Source organism: Celeribacter sp. HF31 (assembly GCF_011806455.1).
Classification (GTDB): Bacteria; Pseudomonadota; Alphaproteobacteria; order Rhodobacterales; family Rhodobacteraceae; genus Celeribacter.
In genome coordinates this window covers 153,690-173,173 of record NZ_JAATOT010000002.1, presented here as the reverse complement: position 1 = coordinate 173,173, position 19,484 = coordinate 153,690, and the positions used below count along the sequence as shown (strand labels likewise).

General features: G+C 61.7%; 22 protein-coding genes and 1 tRNA gene. 9 read left to right on the top strand and 14 right to left on the bottom strand.

Annotated elements, in window-relative coordinates:
• Positions 1-77 precede the first annotated feature (77 nt).
• The 7 genes from HCZ23_RS04265 to HCZ23_RS04235 form a co-directional block, all read right to left on the bottom strand.
• Positions 78-154, bottom strand: a tRNA-Pro gene (locus HCZ23_RS04265).
• A gap of 108 nt (positions 155-262) precedes the next feature.
• Positions 263-1,570 carry a MerR family transcriptional regulator gene (locus HCZ23_RS18045; protein ID WP_254869922.1) on the bottom strand — a complete coding sequence of 436 codons (1,308 nt, stop codon included), beginning with the start codon at positions 1,568-1,570 and terminating at the stop codon, positions 263-265.
• A 27-nt stretch (positions 1,571-1,597) separates the two neighbouring features.
• The gene (gene ihfA / locus HCZ23_RS04255; protein ID WP_167600471.1) at positions 1,598-1,897 is read right to left on the bottom strand and encodes an integration host factor subunit alpha; all 300 of its coding nucleotides are present in this window, start codon (positions 1,895-1,897) and stop codon (positions 1,598-1,600) included.
• Positions 1,898-2,036: 139 nt separating this feature from the next.
• On the bottom strand, positions 2,037-3,011 hold the full coding sequence (locus HCZ23_RS04250) for a beta-ketoacyl-ACP synthase III (RefSeq protein WP_167600470.1): 975 nt from the start codon (positions 3,009-3,011) through the stop codon (positions 2,037-2,039).
• A gap of 22 nt (positions 3,012-3,033) precedes the next feature.
• The gene (gene plsX / locus HCZ23_RS04245; protein ID WP_167600469.1) at positions 3,034-4,140 is read right to left on the bottom strand and encodes a phosphate acyltransferase PlsX; all 1,107 of its coding nucleotides are present in this window, start codon (positions 4,138-4,140) and stop codon (positions 3,034-3,036) included.
• A 56-nt stretch (positions 4,141-4,196) separates the two neighbouring features.
• On the bottom strand, positions 4,197-4,403 hold the full coding sequence (rpmF, locus tag HCZ23_RS04240) for a 50S ribosomal protein L32 (RefSeq protein ID WP_066599808.1): 207 nt from the start codon (positions 4,401-4,403) through the stop codon (positions 4,197-4,199).
• A 332-nt stretch (positions 4,404-4,735) separates the two neighbouring features.
• Complete coding sequence (locus HCZ23_RS04235) at positions 4,736-5,299, bottom strand: YceD family protein (protein ID WP_167600468.1); 564 nt, start codon at positions 5,297-5,299, stop codon at positions 4,736-4,738.
• A 79-nt stretch (positions 5,300-5,378) separates the two neighbouring features.
• On the opposite strand from HCZ23_RS04235, the gene HCZ23_RS04230 reads away from it, so the two are divergent.
• The gene (locus HCZ23_RS04230) at positions 5,379-5,867 is read left to right on the top strand and encodes an outer membrane protein assembly factor BamE (protein ID WP_167600467.1); all 489 of its coding nucleotides are present in this window, start codon (positions 5,379-5,381) and stop codon (positions 5,865-5,867) included.
• Positions 5,868-5,948: 81 nt separating this feature from the next.
• Here the strand turns inward: HCZ23_RS04230 and msrB are convergent, their stop codons facing one another.
• Positions 5,949-6,359, bottom strand: a complete 411-nt coding sequence (gene msrB, locus HCZ23_RS04225; RefSeq protein ID WP_167600466.1) for a peptide-methionine (R)-S-oxide reductase MsrB — start codon at positions 6,357-6,359, stop codon at positions 5,949-5,951.
• A 172-nt stretch (positions 6,360-6,531) separates the two neighbouring features.
• Here msrB and HCZ23_RS04220 point away from each other — a divergent pair, with 172 nt between their 5' ends.
• On the top strand, positions 6,532-7,284 hold the full coding sequence (locus HCZ23_RS04220) for a GNAT family N-acetyltransferase (protein WP_167600465.1): 753 nt from the start codon (positions 6,532-6,534) through the stop codon (positions 7,282-7,284).
• A gap of 3 nt (positions 7,285-7,287) precedes the next feature.
• Here the strand turns inward: HCZ23_RS04220 and HCZ23_RS04215 are convergent, their stop codons facing one another.
• Positions 7,288-7,944 (bottom strand): LysE family translocator, encoded by a 657-nt coding sequence (locus HCZ23_RS04215; RefSeq protein ID WP_167600464.1) that lies wholly within the window; start codon positions 7,942-7,944, stop codon positions 7,288-7,290.
• 109 nt (positions 7,945-8,053) lie between these two features.
• Here HCZ23_RS04215 and HCZ23_RS04210 point away from each other — a divergent pair, with 109 nt between their 5' ends.
• The 7 genes from HCZ23_RS04210 to HCZ23_RS04180 all read left to right on the top strand — a co-directional run bounded on the left by HCZ23_RS04210 (position 8,054) and on the right by HCZ23_RS04180 (position 15,217).
• Positions 8,054-9,883: an ABC-F family ATP-binding cassette domain-containing protein gene (locus tag HCZ23_RS04210; protein WP_167600463.1), complete on the top strand. Its 1,830-nt coding sequence runs from the start codon at positions 8,054-8,056 to the stop codon at positions 9,881-9,883.
• Between the two features lie 205 nt (positions 9,884-10,088).
• Positions 10,089-10,682, top strand: a complete 594-nt coding sequence (locus HCZ23_RS04205; protein WP_167600462.1) for an outer membrane beta-barrel protein — start codon at positions 10,089-10,091, stop codon at positions 10,680-10,682.
• A gap of 195 nt (positions 10,683-10,877) precedes the next feature.
• Complete coding sequence (gene speB, locus HCZ23_RS04200; RefSeq protein ID WP_167600821.1) at positions 10,878-11,843, top strand: agmatinase; 966 nt, start codon at positions 10,878-10,880, stop codon at positions 11,841-11,843.
• On the top strand, positions 11,840-12,262 hold the full coding sequence (locus tag HCZ23_RS04195) for a DUF1499 domain-containing protein (protein WP_167600461.1): 423 nt from the start codon (positions 11,840-11,842) through the stop codon (positions 12,260-12,262). Before speB ends, HCZ23_RS04195 begins: the two co-directional genes overlap by 4 nt.
• A 46-nt stretch (positions 12,263-12,308) precedes the next feature.
• Positions 12,309-13,358: a peptide chain release factor 1 gene (prfA, locus tag HCZ23_RS04190; protein WP_167600460.1), complete on the top strand. Its 1,050-nt coding sequence runs from the start codon at positions 12,309-12,311 to the stop codon at positions 13,356-13,358.
• Positions 13,355-14,221 carry a peptide chain release factor N(5)-glutamine methyltransferase gene (gene prmC / locus HCZ23_RS04185; RefSeq protein ID WP_167600459.1) on the top strand — a complete coding sequence of 289 codons (867 nt, stop codon included), beginning with the start codon at positions 13,355-13,357 and terminating at the stop codon, positions 14,219-14,221. The genes prfA and prmC overlap by 4 nt, the downstream gene beginning before the upstream one ends.
• A gap of 387 nt (positions 14,222-14,608) precedes the next feature.
• Positions 14,609-15,217, top strand: a complete 609-nt coding sequence (locus tag HCZ23_RS04180; RefSeq protein WP_167600458.1) for a DUF4167 domain-containing protein — start codon at positions 14,609-14,611, stop codon at positions 15,215-15,217.
• A gap of 54 nt (positions 15,218-15,271) precedes the next feature.
• Here HCZ23_RS04180 and HCZ23_RS04175 read toward each other — a convergent pair whose 3' ends face one another.
• From HCZ23_RS04175 to HCZ23_RS04155, 5 genes are read right to left on the bottom strand one after another with little or no spacing between them, the layout of a single operon-like run.
• A complete protein-coding gene (locus HCZ23_RS04175; protein WP_254869920.1) occupies positions 15,272-15,742 on the bottom strand; it encodes a helix-turn-helix transcriptional regulator in 471 nt (156 codons plus the stop codon).
• A gap of 42 nt (positions 15,743-15,784) precedes the next feature.
• Entirely contained in the window at positions 15,785-16,207 is a 423-nt protein-coding gene (locus HCZ23_RS04170; RefSeq protein ID WP_167600456.1) for a VOC family protein, read from the bottom strand.
• Between the two features lie 3 nt (positions 16,208-16,210).
• Positions 16,211-17,053, bottom strand: a complete 843-nt coding sequence (gene rsmA, locus HCZ23_RS04165) for a 16S rRNA (adenine(1518)-N(6)/adenine(1519)-N(6))-dimethyltransferase RsmA (protein ID WP_167600455.1) — start codon at positions 17,051-17,053, stop codon at positions 16,211-16,213.
• Positions 17,053-18,036, bottom strand: coding sequence for a 4-hydroxythreonine-4-phosphate dehydrogenase PdxA (gene pdxA / locus HCZ23_RS04160; protein ID WP_167600454.1), 984 nt, complete (start codon positions 18,034-18,036; stop codon positions 17,053-17,055). Before pdxA ends, rsmA begins: the two co-directional genes overlap by 1 nt.
• A 38-nt stretch (positions 18,037-18,074) precedes the next feature.
• Entirely contained in the window at positions 18,075-19,331 is a 1,257-nt protein-coding gene (locus HCZ23_RS04155) for a peptidylprolyl isomerase (protein WP_167600453.1), read from the bottom strand.
• Positions 19,332-19,484 lie beyond the last annotated feature (153 nt).

Here is a 19,484-nt window from a genome sequence, read left to right as displayed (position 1 = left end):
GGTTTCCGGTTTGGCCCCCGGCATAACGCAAAACCGCCCGCAAGCCCAGAGGGTTGCGAGCGGTTTTGAGTGTATATTGGTCGGGCTAGCAGGACTCGAACCTGCGACCTTCCGTCCCCCAGACGGACGCGCTACCAGGCTGCGCTATAGCCCGACGTGGAGACCTAAATAGTGATTTCCGTGCTGGGGGCAAGGGCTATTTTCGCAAATTCTGCGATGAACTTGGAAATCCCCGATCCAGTGTCATCCACACGTAGAACCGTCAACTGGCCAAGCGATCCCGCAGAGTTTCGACCCGGGCGACCAGGGCCTGAAGCTCCTGCGCGGTCAGGGCGGTGAGATGCCTGCGGTTGAGCTGACCGAGAACGCCCGCGGTCGGGGTAAGCTGCGGATCGTCATCATCGAGGTCCGCGGGCAGGTCGAGCCCGACGCCGAGCGGTGTCGGTCGGAATTCGGTTGCAACGAAGGGTGCCTCCGGCTCGGAGGGGTGATCGGCCGGAAGATCGGCCGGAAGATCGGCCGGAAGATCGGGGAGCGTGATGTCCTCCGCGACCTCTTCGGGTGCCACATCGAACGCGGGCTCCGGCACATCGACAAAGGGCGCGTCCGGGGTGTCGACGGCGGGCGGCATCTCGGCCTCAAACGGCGGAAATTCCGTCGCAAATTGGTCGTCTTCGGCGGCAATCGGCGGCAGCACCTCTGTGGCCTCACCGGACGTCCCATCCATCGCAGGGGGCGACATGTCGAAATCGAAGGCGGCCTGACCCGGCAAGGCGTCTTGCGGCGGTTCCGGCGCTGCAGGCTCCGGCGTGGCGTTCATATCGAAAAGGGCTTCCGCAACGGGATCAGAGTCCGAGGTCAGAACCGGCTCGGGCTGATCCGGTGTCTCAGGCTCCGCAGCGGCATAGCTGTCGGCAAAATCAGAGGGCGGAGCCTCCGGGACATTCAACGCCACCTCTGGCAGTTCGACACTGTCCTCTTGAACATGCGCAGGCGGTTCAAAGCCATGGGGGGCGAAACTCTCTGTCGTGGGGCTCGTGTCTTCGGCGAGGTCTTCGACAGGCTCGGGCGCGGGCTCAGAGTTCTCCGTCGGTTCCGGCAGAGGCGCCGCTTCGGGGCGCGCAAAAGGCACAACGGTTTCCGGCGGAGCTGTGGTCTCTGCCCCAAAACCGATCGGATCGTCGTCTTGCGGCACCATTTCGGCCATCGGCGCGGGCGGGACGGGGGCGGAAGGAATCGGCGCGGAGGGAATCGGTGTGTTGGGCGGTGTCGGCGCCGTGATCGGAGCAACGCCCTCGATGATCGGCGACAGCGAGGCGACATATTTAACGCCATGTTCGCGCAGAAGTTTCTGCACGCCGCGAATGGTCATACCGTCATCGTGCAACAGCTTTTTGATGCCGCCCAAAAGCGCCATATCGGCGGGGCGATAATACCGCCGCCCGCCGGCGCGTTTGACCGGTTTGACCTGGGTAAAGCGGCTCTCCCAAAAGCGCAGCACATGGGCTGGCGTGTCGAGCCAATCGGCAACCTCGCTGATGGTGCGGAAGGCGTCCGGTGATTTATCCATGTGTCATCAAAGCCTTAGCTGTTGTTCTTACGCTTTGTTGCCGTCGGCAACCCGATCTTTCATGAGATGCGACGGGCGGAAGGTCAGCACGCGGCGCGCCGGGATCGGGGCCTCGTCGCCGGTCTTCGGGTTGCGGCCCACGCGTTCGGATTTGGCGCGCACGGAGAAAGTCCCGAAGGAGGAGATTTTGACGGTTTCGCCCTCGACGAGCGCGTCGGAAATATGGGCGAGCACGCTTTCGACCAGCGTGGCGGATTCATTTCGGCTCAGGCCCACCTCGCGAAACACGGCTTCGCTCAGGTCCATACGTGTCAAAGTCTTGCTCATATCTCTCCCCCTGTTTCTATAGGTTGGAGCGACAGTGGCAGTTTGCCAAGCTTGCGTCAATATCAATGACTTGGGCCGAGGTCTTGAGGCGCGCGAACCTGTCTCCTAGGTCAGGTAAACCTAACCTGAGAGACCTGTTTCACCAGCGGATGACCACCGCACCCCAGGCCAGACCGCCCCCGATCGCCTCGGCGACGCAAAGATCGCCCTTTTTGATCTGACCGCGTGCGACGCCCACGGACATGGCCAAGGGAATGGAGGCGGCGGAGGTGTTGCCGTGATCCTGCACGGTGACGACAACCTGATCCATCGCATGACCGAGTTTCTTCGCGGTGCCCTCGATGATGCGGATATTGGCCTGATGCGGCACGATCCAGTCGATGTCGTCGGAGCTGAGCCCGGCTTTTTCAATCGCGGTTTCGGCGGTGGAGGCGAGTTTCTGCACGGCCTGACGGAAGAGCGCATTGCCCTGCATCCGCAGTTTGCCCGCAGTCCCGGTGGTGGAGACGCCGCCATCGACATAGAGCATGTCTTTATATTGGCCGTCGGAATTCAGATCGACCGCGAGAATGCCGCGATCTTCGGGCGTACCGGCACCCTCTTGGGCTTCGAGCACCAGAGCACCGGCGCCATCGCCAAAGAGCACGCAGGTGGCGCGGTCTTCCCAATCCATGATGCGGCTAAAGGTCTCCGCGCCGATCACCAGCACCTTTTTCGCCTGACCGGAAACGATCTGGGCGTTGGCATTGGAGAGCGCGTAGATGAACCCGGCGCAGACGGCCTGAACGTCGAAGGCAAAGCCGCAGCTCATGCCCAGTTCGTTCTGGATCATCGTGGCGACCGAGGGAAAGGTGAGATCGGGCGTCGAGGTGGCGACGATCACCGCGTCGATCTCGGAGGTGTCAATCCCGGCATCTTCCAACGCGGCGCGCGCGGCGGCGGCGCCGAGCATCGAGGTGGTTTCGCCCTCGGCTGCGAAATGACGGCGTTCGATGCCGGAGCGCGTCCGAATCCATTCGTCTGTCGTGTCGAGGGTTTGTTCGAACTCTGCGTTTTCGACCACGCGTGCGGGGAGGTAGTGACCCACGCCGGTGACGACTGCCCGGATTGTCATGGCGGCTAAGCCTTTTTGTTATTTATGACGTTGGGTCATTTTGCGCCGAGGCGTCGGCGGATGCAACCCGTGCGGCCAAACGTTCGGTGAACCCGGTAGAGGCCAGTTCATAGGCCAGTTTGATGGCGGCGGAGACGCCGGTCGCGTCCGCCGAGCCATGCGATTTGACCACGGTGCCCTTGAGGCCCAGGAACACGCCGCCGTTGACGCGGCGCGGGTCGATTCGTTTTTGCAGACGTTTCAGGGAGGTCAGCGCCAAAAGTGCGGCGATGCGCGACAAAGGCGTGGCTTTAAAGGCCTCTTTCAGAAAATCGCCCACAAGTTTCGCGGTGCCTTCGCCGGTTTTCAGCGCGATATTGCCGGTGAAGCCATCGGTGACGATCACATCGACCCGGTCACCGGGGATGTCGCCACCTTCGACGAAGCCTTTGAAATCATAGCCGCCGATCTGGGCCGCATTGGTGATCAGATCGTTGGCCTCTTTGAGTTCCGCGCGGCCTTTGTGCTCTTCGGTGCCGACGTTCAAAAGTCCGACACGCGGCACATCGAGGCCAAGCCCGTTGCGCGCATAAGAGGCGCCCATCATGGCGTATTGCAGCAGGTCACGGGCATCGGCGCGAATGTCGGCGCCCACGTCCAACATGACGTTGAAGCCCTGATCGTTGCGCGAGGGCCAGAGGCAGGCAATCGCAGGCCGGTTGATGCCGTCGAGCTTGCGCAGGCGGATCATCGAGGTGGCCATCAAAGCACCGGTGTTGCCGCAAGACACACAGGCCTGAGCCGCGCCGTCTTTCACCGCATCGATGGCGGAGCGCATCGAGGTGTCGGTGCGGCGCATGGCCTGGCTGGGCTTTTCGTCCATGGTGACGACGCCCGGCACATCCCTGATCTCGACACGATCCCGCAGCACGCGGCGTTTGCGCACGAGCTTTTCAAGCTCCGCGGCGGGGCCGTGGAGGATGAAGTTGAGATCGGGATTTTTGGAGGCTGAACGCGCAATACCGGCGACCACGGTCGCCGGTCCACGATCTCCGCCCATGGCGTCGACCGAAAGCGTCACTTTCACGCCCGCACGCGCCCCCAAACGGCCTTTGCGTTGGGCCTCGGTCTCCGCGGAAGCGGCGGACATCGGATCAACGGAAGGCTGAGAAGAGGTCATGCGTCAGACGTCAAACAAAGTTGCGCTTATGCTGCGTCTTCGTCGAGATCGATCTCGTCGGCCTGAGCAACGACTTCACGGTCGTCGTAATGGCCGCAAGCGCCGCAGACGTGGTGGGGGCGTTTCAGCTCGCCACAGTTCGGGCATTCCGCCGGGTTGCCAGCGACCAGGGAGTCGTGAGCGCGGCGCATGTTCCGCTTGGAGCGGGTGATTTTATTCTGAGGGACAGCCATGTCTCAACCTCGGTGTTTGTAGGGCATAAGGTCGATAAAGACCTGTGCCACAGGTGGGCGGGGCAGCTGCCCCCATTCATCTCCGGACCTCTTGCCCGGCAAAACTTTGGCGCTTCATAGGCCTTCGTGAGCAGCGTGTAAACCATGGTTTGTGCCAAGGTCTCGAAACTGCGGATCCTGTCTGCATCAGGCGCGAAAACATGCATGGAAGCGAGGCCGGGAACATACTCGGATTCCGCTATCTTGCAAGTCTTTTGTTCGCGCCTGTGTTTTCAGAGGGTTAACGCCTGATTTCCCCTCTGTTTCGGCCCGTTTGGAGGTCTTTTGCGGGCTTACGTGTCGTCTTTGCCGAGTTTGTCGCGCAGTGCTTTCAAACTGGCGAAAGGTTTGGCGTCGTCATCGCTCATCGCCTCTTTGCCAGATTCGGTAAATTGCGTGACGGCCAGCTCGGCCCCTTCGACGCGCGGATAATCCGGTGCGGCGAGCGCCAGCGCCTCTTCGGCCACGGCGGACAGCAAAAGAGAGGCGGGCAGGGGCTCTGTCGTCTCGTCCTCCGGCATCTCGACCTCTTCCTCGGACGCGTGCTCTTCCTTGAGTTCGGCCAGATAGGTGCGGGTCACTTCCGTGTCGATGCGCGTCGTCACCGGCGCCAAAGTGGCCACGCAGGGCTGCACCACCGTGGCGCCCAAGACGCCCTCAAGCCGCCAGTCGCGTTTGCCGACCGGGACCATCTTGCCCTCGAAGCTGACTTTCTTGACCGAAGAAAGGCCCAGAGTGGCGGCCATTTCTTCCAGATCTTCGGAAGTGGGTTTGAGCCGAAAGGGATGCGCATGGGCGTCGGAGAGATCACGCAAGCGCAATTCCACCCCCCAGCTGGTCAAACCGTCATGTCCCATAGTCGATGTCTCCTTGAACGTCGGGCACTGTTTCTATAAGCGGATAAGAGGCGCACGCGCACAAGGCAAGAGGGGGCACATGGCCGACCGCATTTTCCCGCAAAAACCCGCATCTTCCGGGCTTGGCATTCTGGTGAAGGCCCTGCTTGGGCTGGTGCTCGTGTTTTCATTGACGGCCTGTGTCGCGCAGTTCCGCAATCATGGCTACGTGCCGTCCGATGCCCAGTTGGCGCAGATCGACGTGGGTGTCGACACCAAGGAGACGCTTGCAGAAGAGATCGGCGCGCCGGGCACCGAGGGTATTCTCGATGGCGCTGCCTGGTATTATGTGCGCTCGCAATTCCGTCATCTGGGCGCGTTCGAGCCGAAAGAAGTGGACCGCCAGGTGGTGGCGATTTCTTTCGATGCGCGGGGCCGGGTGAGCAATATCGAGCGTTTCGGGCTGGAACAGGGCCGCGTTGTCGTGTTGTCGCGCCGAGTGACGGATGGCGGCGTGCAGGGCATCACCTTCCTGCAACAGCTCTTTGGCAACCTGGGCAATGTCTCCGCCGAGCAATTGTTGCAGTAAACCGATCTGTGATCGTCATGAGAAAAGCCGCCTCATGAGGCGGCTTTTTTGTGAGTATTTGAACCACGGAAAAGCGGGGCGTCAGGTCTCGACCGCACCGTCATCCGGTTGAAAACGGATCGAGACGCCGTTGATGCAATAGCGCATGCCGGTGGTCTCGCGCGGACCATCCGGGAAGACATGGCCCAGATGCGCGCCGCAATCGTCGCAATGCACCTCGGTGCGGACCATGCCATGCGTGGTGTCGCGGGTTTCGGCCACGGGCGCGCCCGCTTTTGTGGCGTCGAACGAGGGCCAGCCGCAATGCGATTCGAATTTATTGTCTTGCGCGAACAATTCGGCGCCGCAGCAGGCACAGGTGAAAACGCCGGGGGTTTTCGGGAAGCCCGGATGCGAAAATGGACGCTCGGTGCCCGCTTGGCGGGTGACGCGGAAGGTTTCCGGGTCCAGTTCTTCGCGCCATTCGGCGTCTGTTTTTTCGATTTTGGCCATGGCGAAAGTCCTTTTTGTGCTGTGTCAAACATAGGCGGCCTTTGGCGCAGGGCAAGATGTGGGGCAAGATGTTGGGCAAGACGTCAAAAAACCGACATATCTTGCGTCCATTCTTGCAGCCAAGAGGGGGCGACCCCATAGTCTGTTTAGGACAAGCGGAAGGATCCGGGCGATGTTCAAGCTTTTGAAGGGCCGTTACACGGTGCGTTTCGCGGACAGCCGTGCCGATATCGAAGCGGCGCAGCGGTTGCGCTATCTGGCTTTCGTGGCGGGCACCGGGGCGATGGCGCGCGAAGACGGGCTTGAGGCCGATGATTTCGATGCGCTTTGCCGTCATGTCTTGATCGAAGAGCGCAAGAGCGGGCGGCTTGTCTGCACCTATCGGTTTTTGGACCTCGAGGGCGGCGCGCAGATCGCGCAGAGCTATGCGGCGCAGTTTTACGGGTTGGACGGCTTGGCGGATTACGAAGGTCGTATGCTCGAAATGGGCCGGTTCTGCATCCATCCCGAGGCACGCGACCCGGACATCCTGCGCGTCGCCTGGGGGGCGATGACGCGTTATGTGGACGAGCAGGGGGTCGATCTGTTGTTCGGTTGCTCTTCGTTCCATGGCACGGAATGGAAAGAGCATGCGGACGCCTTGGCGATGCTCAAACACCGTCACCTCGGCCCGAAACGATTCCTGCCCAAGGTCAAAGCGCCGAATGTCTTTAAATATGCCGCGCGTTTGCGTCGCAAACCGGACGCACGTCGCGCGATGCTCAAAATGCCGCCTTTGCTCAAGACCTATCTGATGATGGGCGGTTGGGTGTCGGATCACGCGGTTGTGGACGCGGAACTGAACACGATGCATGTGTTTACCGGCGTGGAGATCAAATCGATCCCGCCCGCGCGCAAGAAACTGCTGCGGGCGGTTGCGGGGTAAGGCTCAGCGCTTATCCAGTGCCAATCGCAGCCCCAGCGCGATAAAGATTGCACCCACGGAGCGTTCCATCCACAGCGCCAGCCGTTTGCTGCGGCGCAGGGACTGACCGAGGCGATCCGCCATCAGGATGAGCGGCGGTTCGATGAAGGCGGCGATGCAGATGATCAGGATGCCATGTAGGAAAAGCTGCGCCGAGATCGGCCCTGCGCCCTCGACCACGAATTGCGGCAGGAAGGCGAGGAAAAACAGCGCGACTTTCGGGTTGAGGATGTTGGTCAACATGCCTTGGCGAAAGATTGTGGCGACCCGGAAACTCGGGCCTGTGAAACTCGGGCCTTTTTCGGTCTGATCTGGCAGGAAACTCGCGCTTTTCGCGCGCAGTGCGGAAATCCCGAGCCACAAAAGATACGCCGCGCCCACCCATTTGACGATGGCAAAGGCGGTGGCCGAGGTCATCAGAATGGCCGACAACCCGAGAGCGGCCATCAGCACATGCACCATGGCGCCGGTCCAGATGCCGAACATGGCGACAAAGCCCGCGCGGCGTCCGCCGCGAAAGGTCTGGCCTAAGATAAAGGCAAAATCCGGCCCCGGTGCGAGGTTCAACACGAGGGCTGCGGAGAAGAAGGTGGTCCAGTGGAGGAGGGTATAATCGAACATGCGGGAAGGTTAGACGCAGGGCTCAAAAAGCCCAAATCAGCTTTTGTGTCAGCCTGTGTCACAGCAGTTGATATTGACCTTTGCAGCACTTCACAGTAGCGCAGGCGGCATGGCACGCGCACCCGTTTTACAGCTCTCCGACATTTCCCTCACCTTTGGGGGCGATCCCGTATTCGATGATCTGAACCTTGTGGTCCAGGAGGGCGACCGCGTCGCTCTTGTGGGCCGCAATGGCTCCGGCAAATCCACGCTGATGAAGGTCATGGCTGGTCTCGTCGAGGCCGACAGGGGCGCCCGCGTGTTGGGGCCGGGGATCACGGTCGGCTATATGGAGCAGGACCCGGATTTGTCGGGGTACACCACTTTGGGCGAATTTGCCGCCTCCGAACTGGACCCAAGCGAGACCTATAAGGTCGATATGGTCGCCGAGGGCCTGAAATTTAACCCCGACACGCCGATTGAGACCGCCTCGGGCGGCGAGCGGCGCCGGGCGGCTTTGGCGAAACTTCTGGCCGAGGGGCCGGGGCTGATGTTGCTCGATGAGCCGACCAACCATTTGGACATCGAGGCCATCGCCTGGCTCGAAGAAGAGCTGCGCACGACGAAAACCGCCTATGTGCTGATCTCCCACGACCGGGCGTTTCTCAATCACCTTACCCGCGCGACGCTTTGGATCGACCGCGGCCAGGTGCGGCGTCAGGAGGAAGGATTCGAAGCTTTCGAAACCTGGCGTGACAAGGTTTGGGACGACGAGGACATGCAGCGCCACAAGTTGGATCGCAAGATCAAGGCCGAGGCGCGTTGGGCGGTCGAGGGCATCTCTGCCCGGCGCAAACGCAACCAAGGCCGGGTGCGTGCGCTTCAGGACCTGCGCGCCGAGCGTGCGGGCCAGATCAAACGGCAAGGCACGGCGGCGATGGAATTGGAAGTCGCCGAGAAATCCGGCAAGCGCGTGGTCGAGGCCGATCACATTTCCAAGAGGTTCGAGGACAAGATCATCGTCCGTGATCTCTCGATCAAAGTGGCGCGCGGCGACCGGATCGCTTTTGTCGGTCCGAACGGGGCAGGCAAGACGACGCTGTTGAAAATGCTCACCGGCGAGATGGAGCCCGACAGCGGCAGCGTCAAACTGGGCACGAAACTCGAAATGGCGGTCTTTGACCAGACGCGTTCGAATCTGCGCGATGATCTGACGCTTTGGGAGGCGATGACCTCCGACAAGGACATGCGTGTGTCGGGCAAGGCCGATCAGGTCATGGTGCGCGGCACGCCGAAACATGTGGTCGGCTATCTCAAGGAATTTCTCTTCACCGATGCCCAGGCCCGCGCGCCCGTGGCGTCGCTGTCGGGGGGCGAAAAGGCGCGGCTTTTGCTGGCCAAGATCATGGCGAAACCGTCGAACCTTTTGGTGCTCGACGAGCCGACCAACGATCTCGACATCGAAACTCTGGACCTGTTGCAAGAGCTGCTGACGGAGTTCGAGGGTACCGTGCTTTTGGTCTCGCACGACCGTGATTTCATCGACCGTGTGGCGACGCAAACGGTGGCGATGGAGGGCGATGGCGAGGCGCTCGTCTATGCGGGGGGCTGGACGGATTATAGGGCACAGCGCGGCGAGAAACCTGCCGTATCGGCTGTGAAAACCGCGCCGAAGCCGGTCGAGAAACCGGCGGCACCTGCCGCGCCTGAACCGAAGCCTGCGGCGAAATCCAAGCTGTCCTTCACCGAAAAGCACCGTCTCGAAGCCCTTCCTGCGGAGATCGAGCGGCTGGAGGCGGAGATCGCCAAATTGGGCGAGCTTTTGTCCGATCCGGAGCTGTTCACCCGCGAGCCTGTGAAGTTCCAAAAGGCCACGGATATGTTGACAGAACGTCAATCTGCCTTGGAGGCCGCCGAGGAAGAATGGCTTACGCTCGAAGAGAAAAATTCCGACGCGTGATCTGTTAACATTCTATGGAATAAGCTGCTTTTTGCCGGTTCGCCCCCGGCCATAAGCGGCATTTCTCCGATTTATGGTACTTCACGGTTCCCTCACGCGGGCGTGACCGCTGCCCCTCTGTTTTCTCGGAACAACTTCGCTATCTCTTCGGTTGAGATGTCGATCAAGACATCACCTCAAGAACGAGGCAGTAAAGGAGAATACAATGAAACGTATCGCAACCCCCGTATTGGTTCTGAGCGCCATGGCCCTGTCCGCACCGGCTTTCGCTGGCGGCTATTCCGAGCCGGTGATCGAGCAACCGACCATCGCGCCCGCACCCGTCGTGCCGGTGTCTGGCACCGATTGGACCGGTGGCTACGCCGGTGCGACGCTTGGCTATGGCTGGGGCAACGACGCGCTCGATGACGCGGACGATATGACCTACGGTCTCTTCGGCGGCTACAACTATGACTTCGGCGATTTCGTGCTCGGCGGCGAATTGGAATATCTCGGCTCTGAGATCGAAAACGACACCGCGAACCTCGATGACCTGACCCGTCTGAAACTGCGCGCCGGTTATGACGCCGGTCCGGCCCTGATCTACGGTGTGGTCGGTGCGGCATATGCCAATGCCGACATCGGTGGCGTGTCTTACGATGACACCGGCTACACCTATGGTATCGGTGTGGACTACGCCGTGACCGACAGCATCAACGTCGGTGCCGAGCTTTTGCAGAACGAATTCGACGAATTCGACAACAGCGGCACGGACCTTTCGGCCACCACCTTGGGCGCCCGTGTGTCGTTCAAATTCTAATCCGGCAAGTTCTAATCCGGAAAGTTCTGATCTGAGCAGATCATGACAGGCGGTTCGTTCCCCCCCACACACACGTGAACCGCCACGGCCCCTCGCAGATTTGCGGGGGGCTTTTTTGTGTTGAATTTCCGGGATGCGATTGCCAAGCCGGATACGATAGCTACACTGGCGCAGGATAGACAAAAGGGTGCGGTGATGGCGCTGGAAGACGCGAAAACTCAGATCGATCTGGCCTTTACCGGCACGGGGCGGGGGCTGGCCTTTGAGAACGCCTTTGGCGGTGCGCTCTCGGCCTTTCGTCGCCGCTATACCAAGGATCTCGCGGGCGTCGATCTGGCGATCACCGGCGTGCCTTTTGACCAGGCCGTGACCAACCGCCCCGGCACGCGCCTTGGCCCGCGCGCCATTCGCGAGGCCTCGGCTTTGCAGGCCTTTGATGCGCCTTATGGCTGGGGCTATTCGCCGTTTGATGAGTTCAATGTCGTGGATTACGGCGATCTGGCCTTTGACTACGCCATGGTCTCCGAATTTCCCGATCGTCTGACCGATCACATCCGCACGATTCTGGCCGCCGGTGCCGGAAGCCTCGTGATGGGCGGTGATCACTATATCAGCTATCCGATCCTGAAAGCACATGCCGAAAAATTTGGCCCCCTGAGCCTTATTCATTTCGACGCGCATTCCGACACGTGGCAAGACGACGATCTGACCCGGATCGACCACGGGACCATGTTTTACAAGGCTGTGAAAACCGGCCTTATCGATCCGAAAACCTCGGTTCAGATCGGCATTCGCACCGACAACCCAGACACGATGGGCGTCAATATCATCGACGCGCGCAGCGTGCATGAACGCGGCGCCGGATGGGTGGCCTCTGAGGTGAAAAAGATCGTCGGCGACCGCAACTGCTACCTGACCTTCGACATTGACTGTCTCGACCCGGCCTTCGCCCCCGGCACCGGCACGCCGGTCTGGGGGGGCTTGGCCTCATGGCAAGCTGCCGCGATCCTGCGCGATCTCGCGGGCGTCAACCTCACCGGCGGCGATGTCGTCGAGGTCTCTCCGCCCTATGACACCACCGGCGCCACAGCCATCGCAGGCGCGCATGTGCTGATGGAGATCATCAGCCTCTATGGATGGACACGCCGGAAGGACGCATGAAAATGGTATTCTGGGGCATCATCATCGCATTTGTCGCCTTGCAGGCGCTGATCCGTCTGGCGCCCACCGATCCTGCGCGCTGGCATGTCGACCCCTTCGCCGCCGCCGATCCCGCGCCCGGGGGCGTCAAACGTCTGTTGAGCGTGCCGATGGACCCCGAAGAGGCGCTCACCCGGCTGGCGGCCATTGCCGAGACCGAACCGCGCACGCGTCACATCGCCGGATCGGTCGAGGAGGGGCGTCTGACCTATCGCACCCGCACCGCATTTTGGGGATTCCCGGATTTCACCACCATCGCCGCGCGGCCGCATGAGAGCGGCGCCGAAGTGGTGATCCTCGCCCGCCTGCGCTTTGGTAAATCCGATATGGGCGTCAACGGGCGGCGCGCGGAGGCGTGGATCGAGGCCGCTGGGTTTTAGCGATGTCTCTTGACGCTGGCCCGGATCGCGGGCAACAGATCACGCCATGATACCAGAAGATCGCCTATACCAAATCCTTCAGCGTTTTGAATTCCTTGAGGCCTCGATGTCGCAAGGCACCGGGGACATCGTGGCCCTTGGCCGCGAATATGCCGAGTTGCGCCCCGTGGTGGATCAAATCCGGGGCTACCAGAGCCTGCGTTCCCAGATCGCCGAGGCCGAGGAGATGCTCGCGGACCCGGAGATGAAGGCACTGGCCGAAGAGGAACTGCCTGGTCTCAAAGCTGCGCTGCCGGAGGCCGAGGAGGCGCTTCAAATCGCGCTTTTGCCGAAGGATGCCGCCGACACCGGCTCCGCCATCATCGAAATTCGCCCCGGCACGGGCGGCGATGAGGCGGGGTTGTTCGCCGGAGATCTTTTGCGGATGTATCAGCGCTATAGCGAGGCCAAGGGCTGGCAATTCGAGATCATCGAACTGTCCGAGGGCGAGTTGGGCGGCGTCAAAGAGGTTGTCGCCAATATCAAGGGCGAGGGCGTCTTTGCCCGGATGAAATTCGAGAGCGGCGTACATCGGGTGCAACGTGTGCCGGAGACCGAAAGCGGCGGGCGCATTCACACCTCTGCGGCCACCGTCGCCGTGCTGCCTGAGGCGCAGGACGTGGACATTGAGATCAACGCCAATGACATCCGCATCGACACCATGCGCAGCTCCGGCGCGGGCGGCCAGCACGTCAACACCACGGATTCGGCGGTGCGGATCACCCATATCCCGACGGGAATCGTTGTGACCTCGTCGGAGAAATCCCAGCACCGCAACCGCGAGATCGCGATGAATGTGCTCAAAGCCCGGCTTTATGATGCAGAACGGCAAAAACTGCATGACGCGCGCTCTGCCGATCGCAAATCTCAGGTCGGCTCGGGCGATCGGTCCGAGCGCATCCGCACCTATAATTTCCCGCAAGGGCGCATGACGGATCACCGCATCAACCTGACGCTCTACAAGCTCGATCAGGTGATGCAGGGTGACCTCGATGAGGTGATTGACGCGCTGATTTCGGATCATCAATCCGCGCTTTTGGCGGAGATGGAAGGGTGAGTGCGCAGGGGAGTGTTCAGGCGTCTTTGATCGCCGGCACCAAACGCCTCACAGAGGCCGGGGTTGACGGCGCGCCGCGGGACGCGCGGCTGTTGATGGCGCATGTCTTGGGGCTGGAGCCGGGGCGGCTGACGCTTGTGATGCCGGATCAAATTTCAGCGGATCACAGAGCGGCGTTTGAAGCGGCGATTGAGCGCCGTCTGGCCCGTGAACCCGTCTCGCATATCTTGGGCTATCGCGACTTTTACGGGCGGCGGTTTCAGGTCTCGTCTGATGTGCTCGACCCGCGCCCCGAGACGGAAATCCTGATCGGGGAGGCGCTGTCGAAACCTTTCACCTCTGTCTTGGATCTTGGCACAGGATCGGGCGCTATCCTTTTGACATTGCTGGCGGAACAGGTGTTGGCCAAGGGCCTTGCGACGGATCTCTCCGAGGCCGCTTTGACGGTCGCAAAGCGCAACGCGGAGGCGCTTGGCCTTGTCACACGCGCGCGGTTTCTACAGGCCGATTGGTGGGACGGCATCGCGGGCCAGTTCGATCTGATCGTCTCCAACCCGCCCTACATCGCCGTGGACGAGATGGCGGGGCTGTCGCCAGAGCTTGCGCATGAGCCGCGCATGGCGCTGACGGATGAGGCCGATGGGTTGATGTGCTATCGTGCGATTGCCGCGGGCGCGCGGGCGCATTTGGCGCCGCGTGGGCGGATCATGGTGGAGATCGGCCCCAGCCAAGGCGCTGCCGTCTCCGATCTGTTTCTGGCTCAGGGCCTCAAGGCCGTGCGGGTCATCGCCGATCTCGATGGGCGTGATCGCGTGGTCACGGCACAGGCCCCGAATCCACATCCACGCAATGCGGGAAAATGATCCGGAAAACGAATGCGCCCGGTTCAGCGGCAATAAGGGATTTGCTAATCCTTTTGCGCCAGAGTGCCTGTTAGCGATACCCTTTGTGGAGCCAAGCATGGATTGGCAAAATCCGGGCAAAACGGTTCAATTTGGCGAAACCCACGTGCAAAAACCTCTTGTAATGCGCGGATGTACATGGTTACTGGGGGAAGCGTCAGGCGGAGGACACTCCCCAACGCGGTTACCCTGCACAGCTTTGACGTTGAGGGCTCTCATTTCGGGGAGCGCAGACCACAACATGAAGTGCAGATAAACAAGGACAGACAAGCCAGTTCCAGGACAAGCCGGTCCAAGAATCCGGCAACAGGCTCGACTTACCGAGATATAGGCTCGAAAGAACAACATATGAGATCTTCTAAAAACCGTTCGCGGTCCAAGAACAACCGCAGCCGTTCCGTTGGCAATATCGTCAACCGCGTCTTCGACAGCTCCGGCCCCGAAGGCAAGGTGCGTGGCACGCCACAGCAGATCATCGAGAAATACAACCAGCTTGCCCGTGATGCCCAGCTTGGTAACGACCGCGTGGCCGCTGAGAACTTTCAACAGCACGCGGAGCATTATCTTCGCCTTTTGGGCCAGGCCCAAAAAGAACAGGAAGCGCAGCGCGAACAGCAGGAGCGCGAACAGGCCGAGCGTCGTGAGCGTCAGGAATCTGAGCGTGCCGAGCGTCAGCGCAAACGCGACGAGCACCAGGCGGCTGGCGAAGGCGATCAGCCCGATTTGGTCTTTGTCGACCGCAAAGCGGACGATGGCGACACCGGTCTCGTAGAGACGCCGGAGGAGGCCCCGAAAGAGGGGACCGAGGCGCCGAAGCCGAAAAAACCGCGGGCGCCGCGCAAACCGCGCAAGACCAAGGCGGAAAAGGATGCGGAAGCGGCTGCGAAAGCGGCGCAAGAGGCTTCCTCTGACGCACCGCAACCGGCGCCAGAGGCCGCTCCGGACGCCGCCGAATAAGGCGGAGAACAGATGAAACCCTCGCTCTCGGCGGGGGTTTTTCTGTTGAGGGGCTTAGGCGTCGCCGGTCATATCCGCGTCGATCAAGGTGTCGATGACCGCAGACATCAGTTCGGCACGGTTTTTGGTGCCGGATTTGCGGTAGATCGCGTTGAGATGCGCCTTGATCGTGCCCTCCTTATTGCCCCGCAGCGCGGCGATCTCGGTGATCGACAGGCCCTTGACAAGAAACCCCGCAACATCGCGCTCCGCAGGCGACAGCGCCCAGCCGTCGAAATGCGCTTCGATCACCTCAAACACGGCGCGCGAGGCCTCTTTGAGGCTGTCCTCTAACCGCGCTTTGCGGGTGACAAGCGCGCGCAGGACCCTGATATCCAACAGAATAGCAACCACCAAAGTGGCGGCGGCGATGGCTTCGATCGACAGATGCAGAGGCGGCTTGCCGCCAACTTCATTCAGATCGGTGATCACATCACTGACGAAAAACAGCGCGCAAAAGGCCTGCGCCAGGATCAGGAGGATCATGGCCGCAGGGGGTGTTTGTCGAGAGGTGGCCATGACGATCCCCTAGGGCAGAATACCGAAACTCTCGGTCAACTCGGCGCGGTGCACGATATGGATCTTGTTGCCCGAGGGATCGCGCAGGTAAGCGCCATAGTAATCCGGCGCATACTGCGGTCGGCGACCCGGCGCGCCCTCGTCCGTGCCGCCCTGCGCCAGTCCGGCAGCATGGGCCCTGTCCACGGCGGCGCGGGTGGGGGCGACAAAGGCCAGCATCGTGCCATTGCCCGCGCGCGTAGGCGTGCCATCGAAGGGTTTATAGACGTAAAACCTGGGATAAGGCGCTTCCGGCCGGACCCAACAGCGCGAGTCCGGGCCGCCATCGGGGATCACCTCGCGTTGCTTAAGCCCCAAAGGGATCAGCACGGCGTCATAAAAGGCAGCGGCCAGGTCGAGATCGTCGGCGCCGACGGTGACATGGGAAAACATGGCTTATCCTTTCGCAATTTCGCGTGCTAAGGCGCACCACCCTTCGATCGGCACCTGTTCGGCGCGGTCCGTGGGTTTGATCCCGGCGGCGATCAGCCGGTCCTCGATCTCCGGCGCAACCCCCTTGAGCGAGGCGCGGAGCATCTTGCGGCGCTGGTTGAACCCGGCCGCGACGATGCGCTCCAACACTTTGGGATCGGCCTCGAACCGCGGCGCGGGCAGGGCTTTGAGATGCACCACGGCAGAGTGGATTTTCGGCGGCGGGCTAAAGGCTTCGGGCGGCAGTTCCATCACAATCCGGGGCCGCGTGCGCCATTGGCTGAGGATCGCGAGCCGGCCGTATTTTTTCGACCCGGGTTCTGCGACGATGCGCTCCGCCACTTCTTTCTGGAACATCAGCGTCAGCGAGGCCCAATAGGGCGGCCATGAGGGGGGCGTGAGCCAGCGCACCAAAAGCTCCGTGCCGACATTATAGGGCAGGTTGGCGACCACGCGCACAGGCGGCGTCAGACGCTCCAGCGGGTCGATCTCCAACGCGTCGGCATTGATCACCTCAAGCCGTCCGGGGTAGGCGGCGGAGATTTCCGACAAAGGCCCCATGGCGCGGCTGTCTTTCTCAACGGCCAGAACCTTGCGCGCACCCTCGGCCAGAAGACCACGGGTCAACCCGCCGGGTCCGGGGCCCACTTCCAAGACGTCGGATTGCGTCAGGTCGCCAGCCTGGCGGGCAATTTTCGATGTCAGGTTCAGGTCGAGAAGAAAGTTCTGCCCGAGAGACTTCTTGGCGACGAGACCGTGGGTTTCGATCACATCGCGCAGCGGCGGAAGCCCGTCAACGGTGGCCATCAGCGCACTCCTTTTTCGGCCATGTCTGCCGCCATTTTGAGCGCCGCGATCAGGCTTGTCGGGTCGGCAAGGCCTTTGCCCGCGATGTCAAACGCTGTGCCGTGATCGGGCGAGGTGCGGATGAAGGGCAGGCCCAGCGTGACATTGACGCCGCCGGAAAAATCGATGGTCTTGATCGGAATGAGCGCTTGGTCGTGATAGCCGCAGAGCGCCACGTCATAGCCCGCCCGCGCCCTCGCGTGAAACATCGTGTCGGGCGGCATGGGGCCTTTGAGATCAAAGCCTTCGACAGACAGGCGTTCGATCAGAGGGATCATCCAATCGAGTTCTTCCAGACCCATCGCACCGCCTTCGCCCGCATGCGGATTAAGACCCGCAAGCGCGATGCGCGGGCGTTCAATCCCCCAGAACCGGCTCAGATCATGAGCGGTGATGCGAATGGTCTCTTCGAGCAGCTCGGGGGTGAACGCGGCGGGCACCTCCTTGAGCGCGATGTGGATGGTCACCGGCACCACGCGCAATTCAGGGCAGGCGAGCATCATCACCACGCGCTCCACGCCGCCCAGATGGGCGAGATATTCGGTGTGGCCGGGAAAGGCGAACCCGGCGCCGTCTTTCAGGACTTTCTTGTGGATCGGTGCGGTGCAAAGCGCCGAAGCGGCCCCCGATTGCACCAGAGACACGCCGCGTGCGATCACGTCGATCACGCCCTGCGCATTGCTCAGGTCCGGGTGGCCTGGCGTTGCGGGAGCGGCGAACTCATGGCGCAGCACGGGAAGTGTGCCGGAGGCGACGTGATGCGCCTCGTGGGCGGCGGAGATTTCGATGTAATGCGCGCCATCGGGCAGGTGGCGCGGGTCGCCGATCCAGAAAAACGGCACCGATCCGTCGAGCATTTTCGCGGCCGTGACGGCCAGCTCGGGCCCGACGCCCGCCGGTTCGCCGCAACTGAGTGCGATGGGGGCAAAAGCAGCCGGGCTCATATCTCTTCTTTCATAACAGGCCCTTCCCGGGCGTCAGATCAGGGGTAGACGATGGTCGCATCGGCCCGCATTTCGGCGACAAAGCTGTCCGCGAGGGCCGCGAGGCGTCGGGTCTGCAACTGATTGCGGACCTGATCGCGGTCGGCTTCGGCCGAGTTGCCATAGGTGCGGCCGCACATCATCAGGAACACCAGCGTCTGCCCATTGGCGCGGGTCAACGCGGTGGAGACTTCGCCGGGATCGAGCTTGGCCAGCTCGATCGCCACATCCGTCGGAATATCGCCCGCAGGCAGCGTGTCGATTTGCAACACCTCCGCAGGCTCTCCCTTGGCGACGGTGTACAGGTCTTCGCAGCTGTCCACGCTGGCCTTGACCTCAGCGGCCCGTTTCAAAGCGGCTTCGGAACGTCCGCCCGCGATGTAATAGGCGGCATATTTGATCGCATCGGCTTTCGGCGTCGGACGGGTGGTTTCCGCGACGGAGCGCAGCTGGAACATGCCGATGGCGTTCTGCGTCGAGAGCGGCGCGGTGATTTCGCCGGGTTTAAGACCCGCGACCGTGCCGCGCAGAGCGGGCGGCAGATCGCCGATGTTGACCCAATCCATCCGCCCGGCTTTTTCGCGCGAGGGCGCGACGGAATATTCGCGGGCGGCGGCGGCAAAGGCGCCGATGGTCGGACGCGCGGCGATCTGTTTGGCCAGAGCTTCGGATTTCGCGCGTTCTTCAGGCGTGCGCGCTGGCAGGAAGAGTTCCGAAAGGAGCACGCGCAAACCGCCCGACGGTCCGTTGTTTTGCAGGGCGCGATCGACCTCGACCTCGGAGACCTGGGCCTTGGAAGCAAAGCGCGCGCGGGCATATTCGCGCCAGGCGTTGCCGGTGGCTACGAAATCGCGCACGGTCTGGGCACTGACGCCTTCGCGCGCCATCAGGCTCAGGAATTGCTCTGGCTTGAGACCGCCACGGCTGGCGAATTCCTGAATGCCCTGGGCGATCTGTTCCTCGGTCAACTCGAGGCCAACACGCTCCATTTCATCGGCCTTGAGGCGGTCCTCGATCAGCGCATCGAGGGCGGCCTGACGGGTGGGAACGCTGCCCAGAACGGACATGAATTGAATGCGTTGATTGAGCTCATAGTTGGTCACCACCTTGTCGTTGACATAGGCGACCGGGGCAAAGAGGTTCTGTGCGGCGGCGGGCGCGAGGCCGGAGGACAGCGCCAAAACCGCAGCGCAGAATGTCCCGAGGGTGGCTTTCTTCAGCCCGGCGATCAGATCAGCCCCGAATTTGCGTGTCATGCCAACTCCCATATTCCAATCTTTACCCCCGTTCGGGCCGCGCCTCACGCGCCCCGGGGTGTTCGCTTCTTTCTTAAGAGGTTTCTTGGCGCGGGCCAAGCGGATTGCCACGGGCCGGGACATCACGATGGCGAAACATCGCGGAAGTCCGCC

Coding starts and splice junctions, on each gene's coding strand:
- HCZ23_RS18045 (WP_254869922.1), bottom strand. CDS start 1,570: ATGGATAAATCACCGGACGCCTTCCGCACCATCAGCGAGGTTGCCGAT.
- ihfA (WP_167600471.1), bottom strand. CDS start 1,897: ATGAGCAAGACTTTGACACGTATGGACCTGAGCGAAGCCGTGTTTCGC.
- HCZ23_RS04250 (WP_167600470.1), bottom strand. CDS start 3,011: ATGACAATCCGGGCAGTCGTCACCGGCGTGGGTCACTACCTCCCCGCA.
- plsX (WP_167600469.1), bottom strand. CDS start 4,140: ATGTCCGCCGCTTCCGCGGAGACCGAGGCCCAACGCAAAGGCCGTTTG.
- rpmF (WP_066599808.1), bottom strand. CDS start 4,403: ATGGCTGTCCCTCAGAATAAAATCACCCGCTCCAAGCGGAACATGCGC.
- HCZ23_RS04235 (WP_167600468.1), bottom strand. CDS start 5,299: ATGGGACATGACGGTTTGACCAGCTGGGGGGTGGAATTGCGCTTGCGT.
- HCZ23_RS04230 (WP_167600467.1), top strand. CDS start 5,379: ATGGCCGACCGCATTTTCCCGCAAAAACCCGCATCTTCCGGGCTTGGC.
- msrB (WP_167600466.1), bottom strand. CDS start 6,359: ATGGCCAAAATCGAAAAAACAGACGCCGAATGGCGCGAAGAACTGGAC.
- HCZ23_RS04220 (WP_167600465.1), top strand. CDS start 6,532: ATGTTCAAGCTTTTGAAGGGCCGTTACACGGTGCGTTTCGCGGACAGC.
- HCZ23_RS04215 (WP_167600464.1), bottom strand. CDS start 7,944: ATGTTCGATTATACCCTCCTCCACTGGACCACCTTCTTCTCCGCAGCC.
- HCZ23_RS04210 (WP_167600463.1), top strand. CDS start 8,054: ATGGCACGCGCACCCGTTTTACAGCTCTCCGACATTTCCCTCACCTTT.
- HCZ23_RS04205 (WP_167600462.1), top strand. CDS start 10,089: ATGAAACGTATCGCAACCCCCGTATTGGTTCTGAGCGCCATGGCCCTG.
- speB (WP_167600821.1), top strand. CDS start 10,878: ATGGCGCTGGAAGACGCGAAAACTCAGATCGATCTGGCCTTTACCGGC.
- HCZ23_RS04195 (WP_167600461.1), top strand. CDS start 11,840: ATGAAAATGGTATTCTGGGGCATCATCATCGCATTTGTCGCCTTGCAG.
- prfA (WP_167600460.1), top strand. CDS start 12,309: ATGATACCAGAAGATCGCCTATACCAAATCCTTCAGCGTTTTGAATTC.
- HCZ23_RS04180 (WP_167600458.1), top strand. CDS start 14,609: ATGAGATCTTCTAAAAACCGTTCGCGGTCCAAGAACAACCGCAGCCGT.
- HCZ23_RS04175 (WP_254869920.1), bottom strand. CDS start 15,742: ATGATCCTCCTGATCCTGGCGCAGGCCTTTTGCGCGCTGTTTTTCGTC.
- HCZ23_RS04170 (WP_167600456.1), bottom strand. CDS start 16,207: ATGTTTTCCCATGTCACCGTCGGCGCCGACGATCTCGACCTGGCCGCT.
- rsmA (WP_167600455.1), bottom strand. CDS start 17,053: ATGGCCACCGTTGACGGGCTTCCGCCGCTGCGCGATGTGATCGAAACC.
- pdxA (WP_167600454.1), bottom strand. CDS start 18,036: ATGAGCCCGGCTGCTTTTGCCCCCATCGCACTCAGTTGCGGCGAACCG.
- HCZ23_RS04155 (WP_167600453.1), bottom strand. CDS start 19,331: ATGACACGCAAATTCGGGGCTGATCTGATCGCCGGGCTGAAGAAAGCC.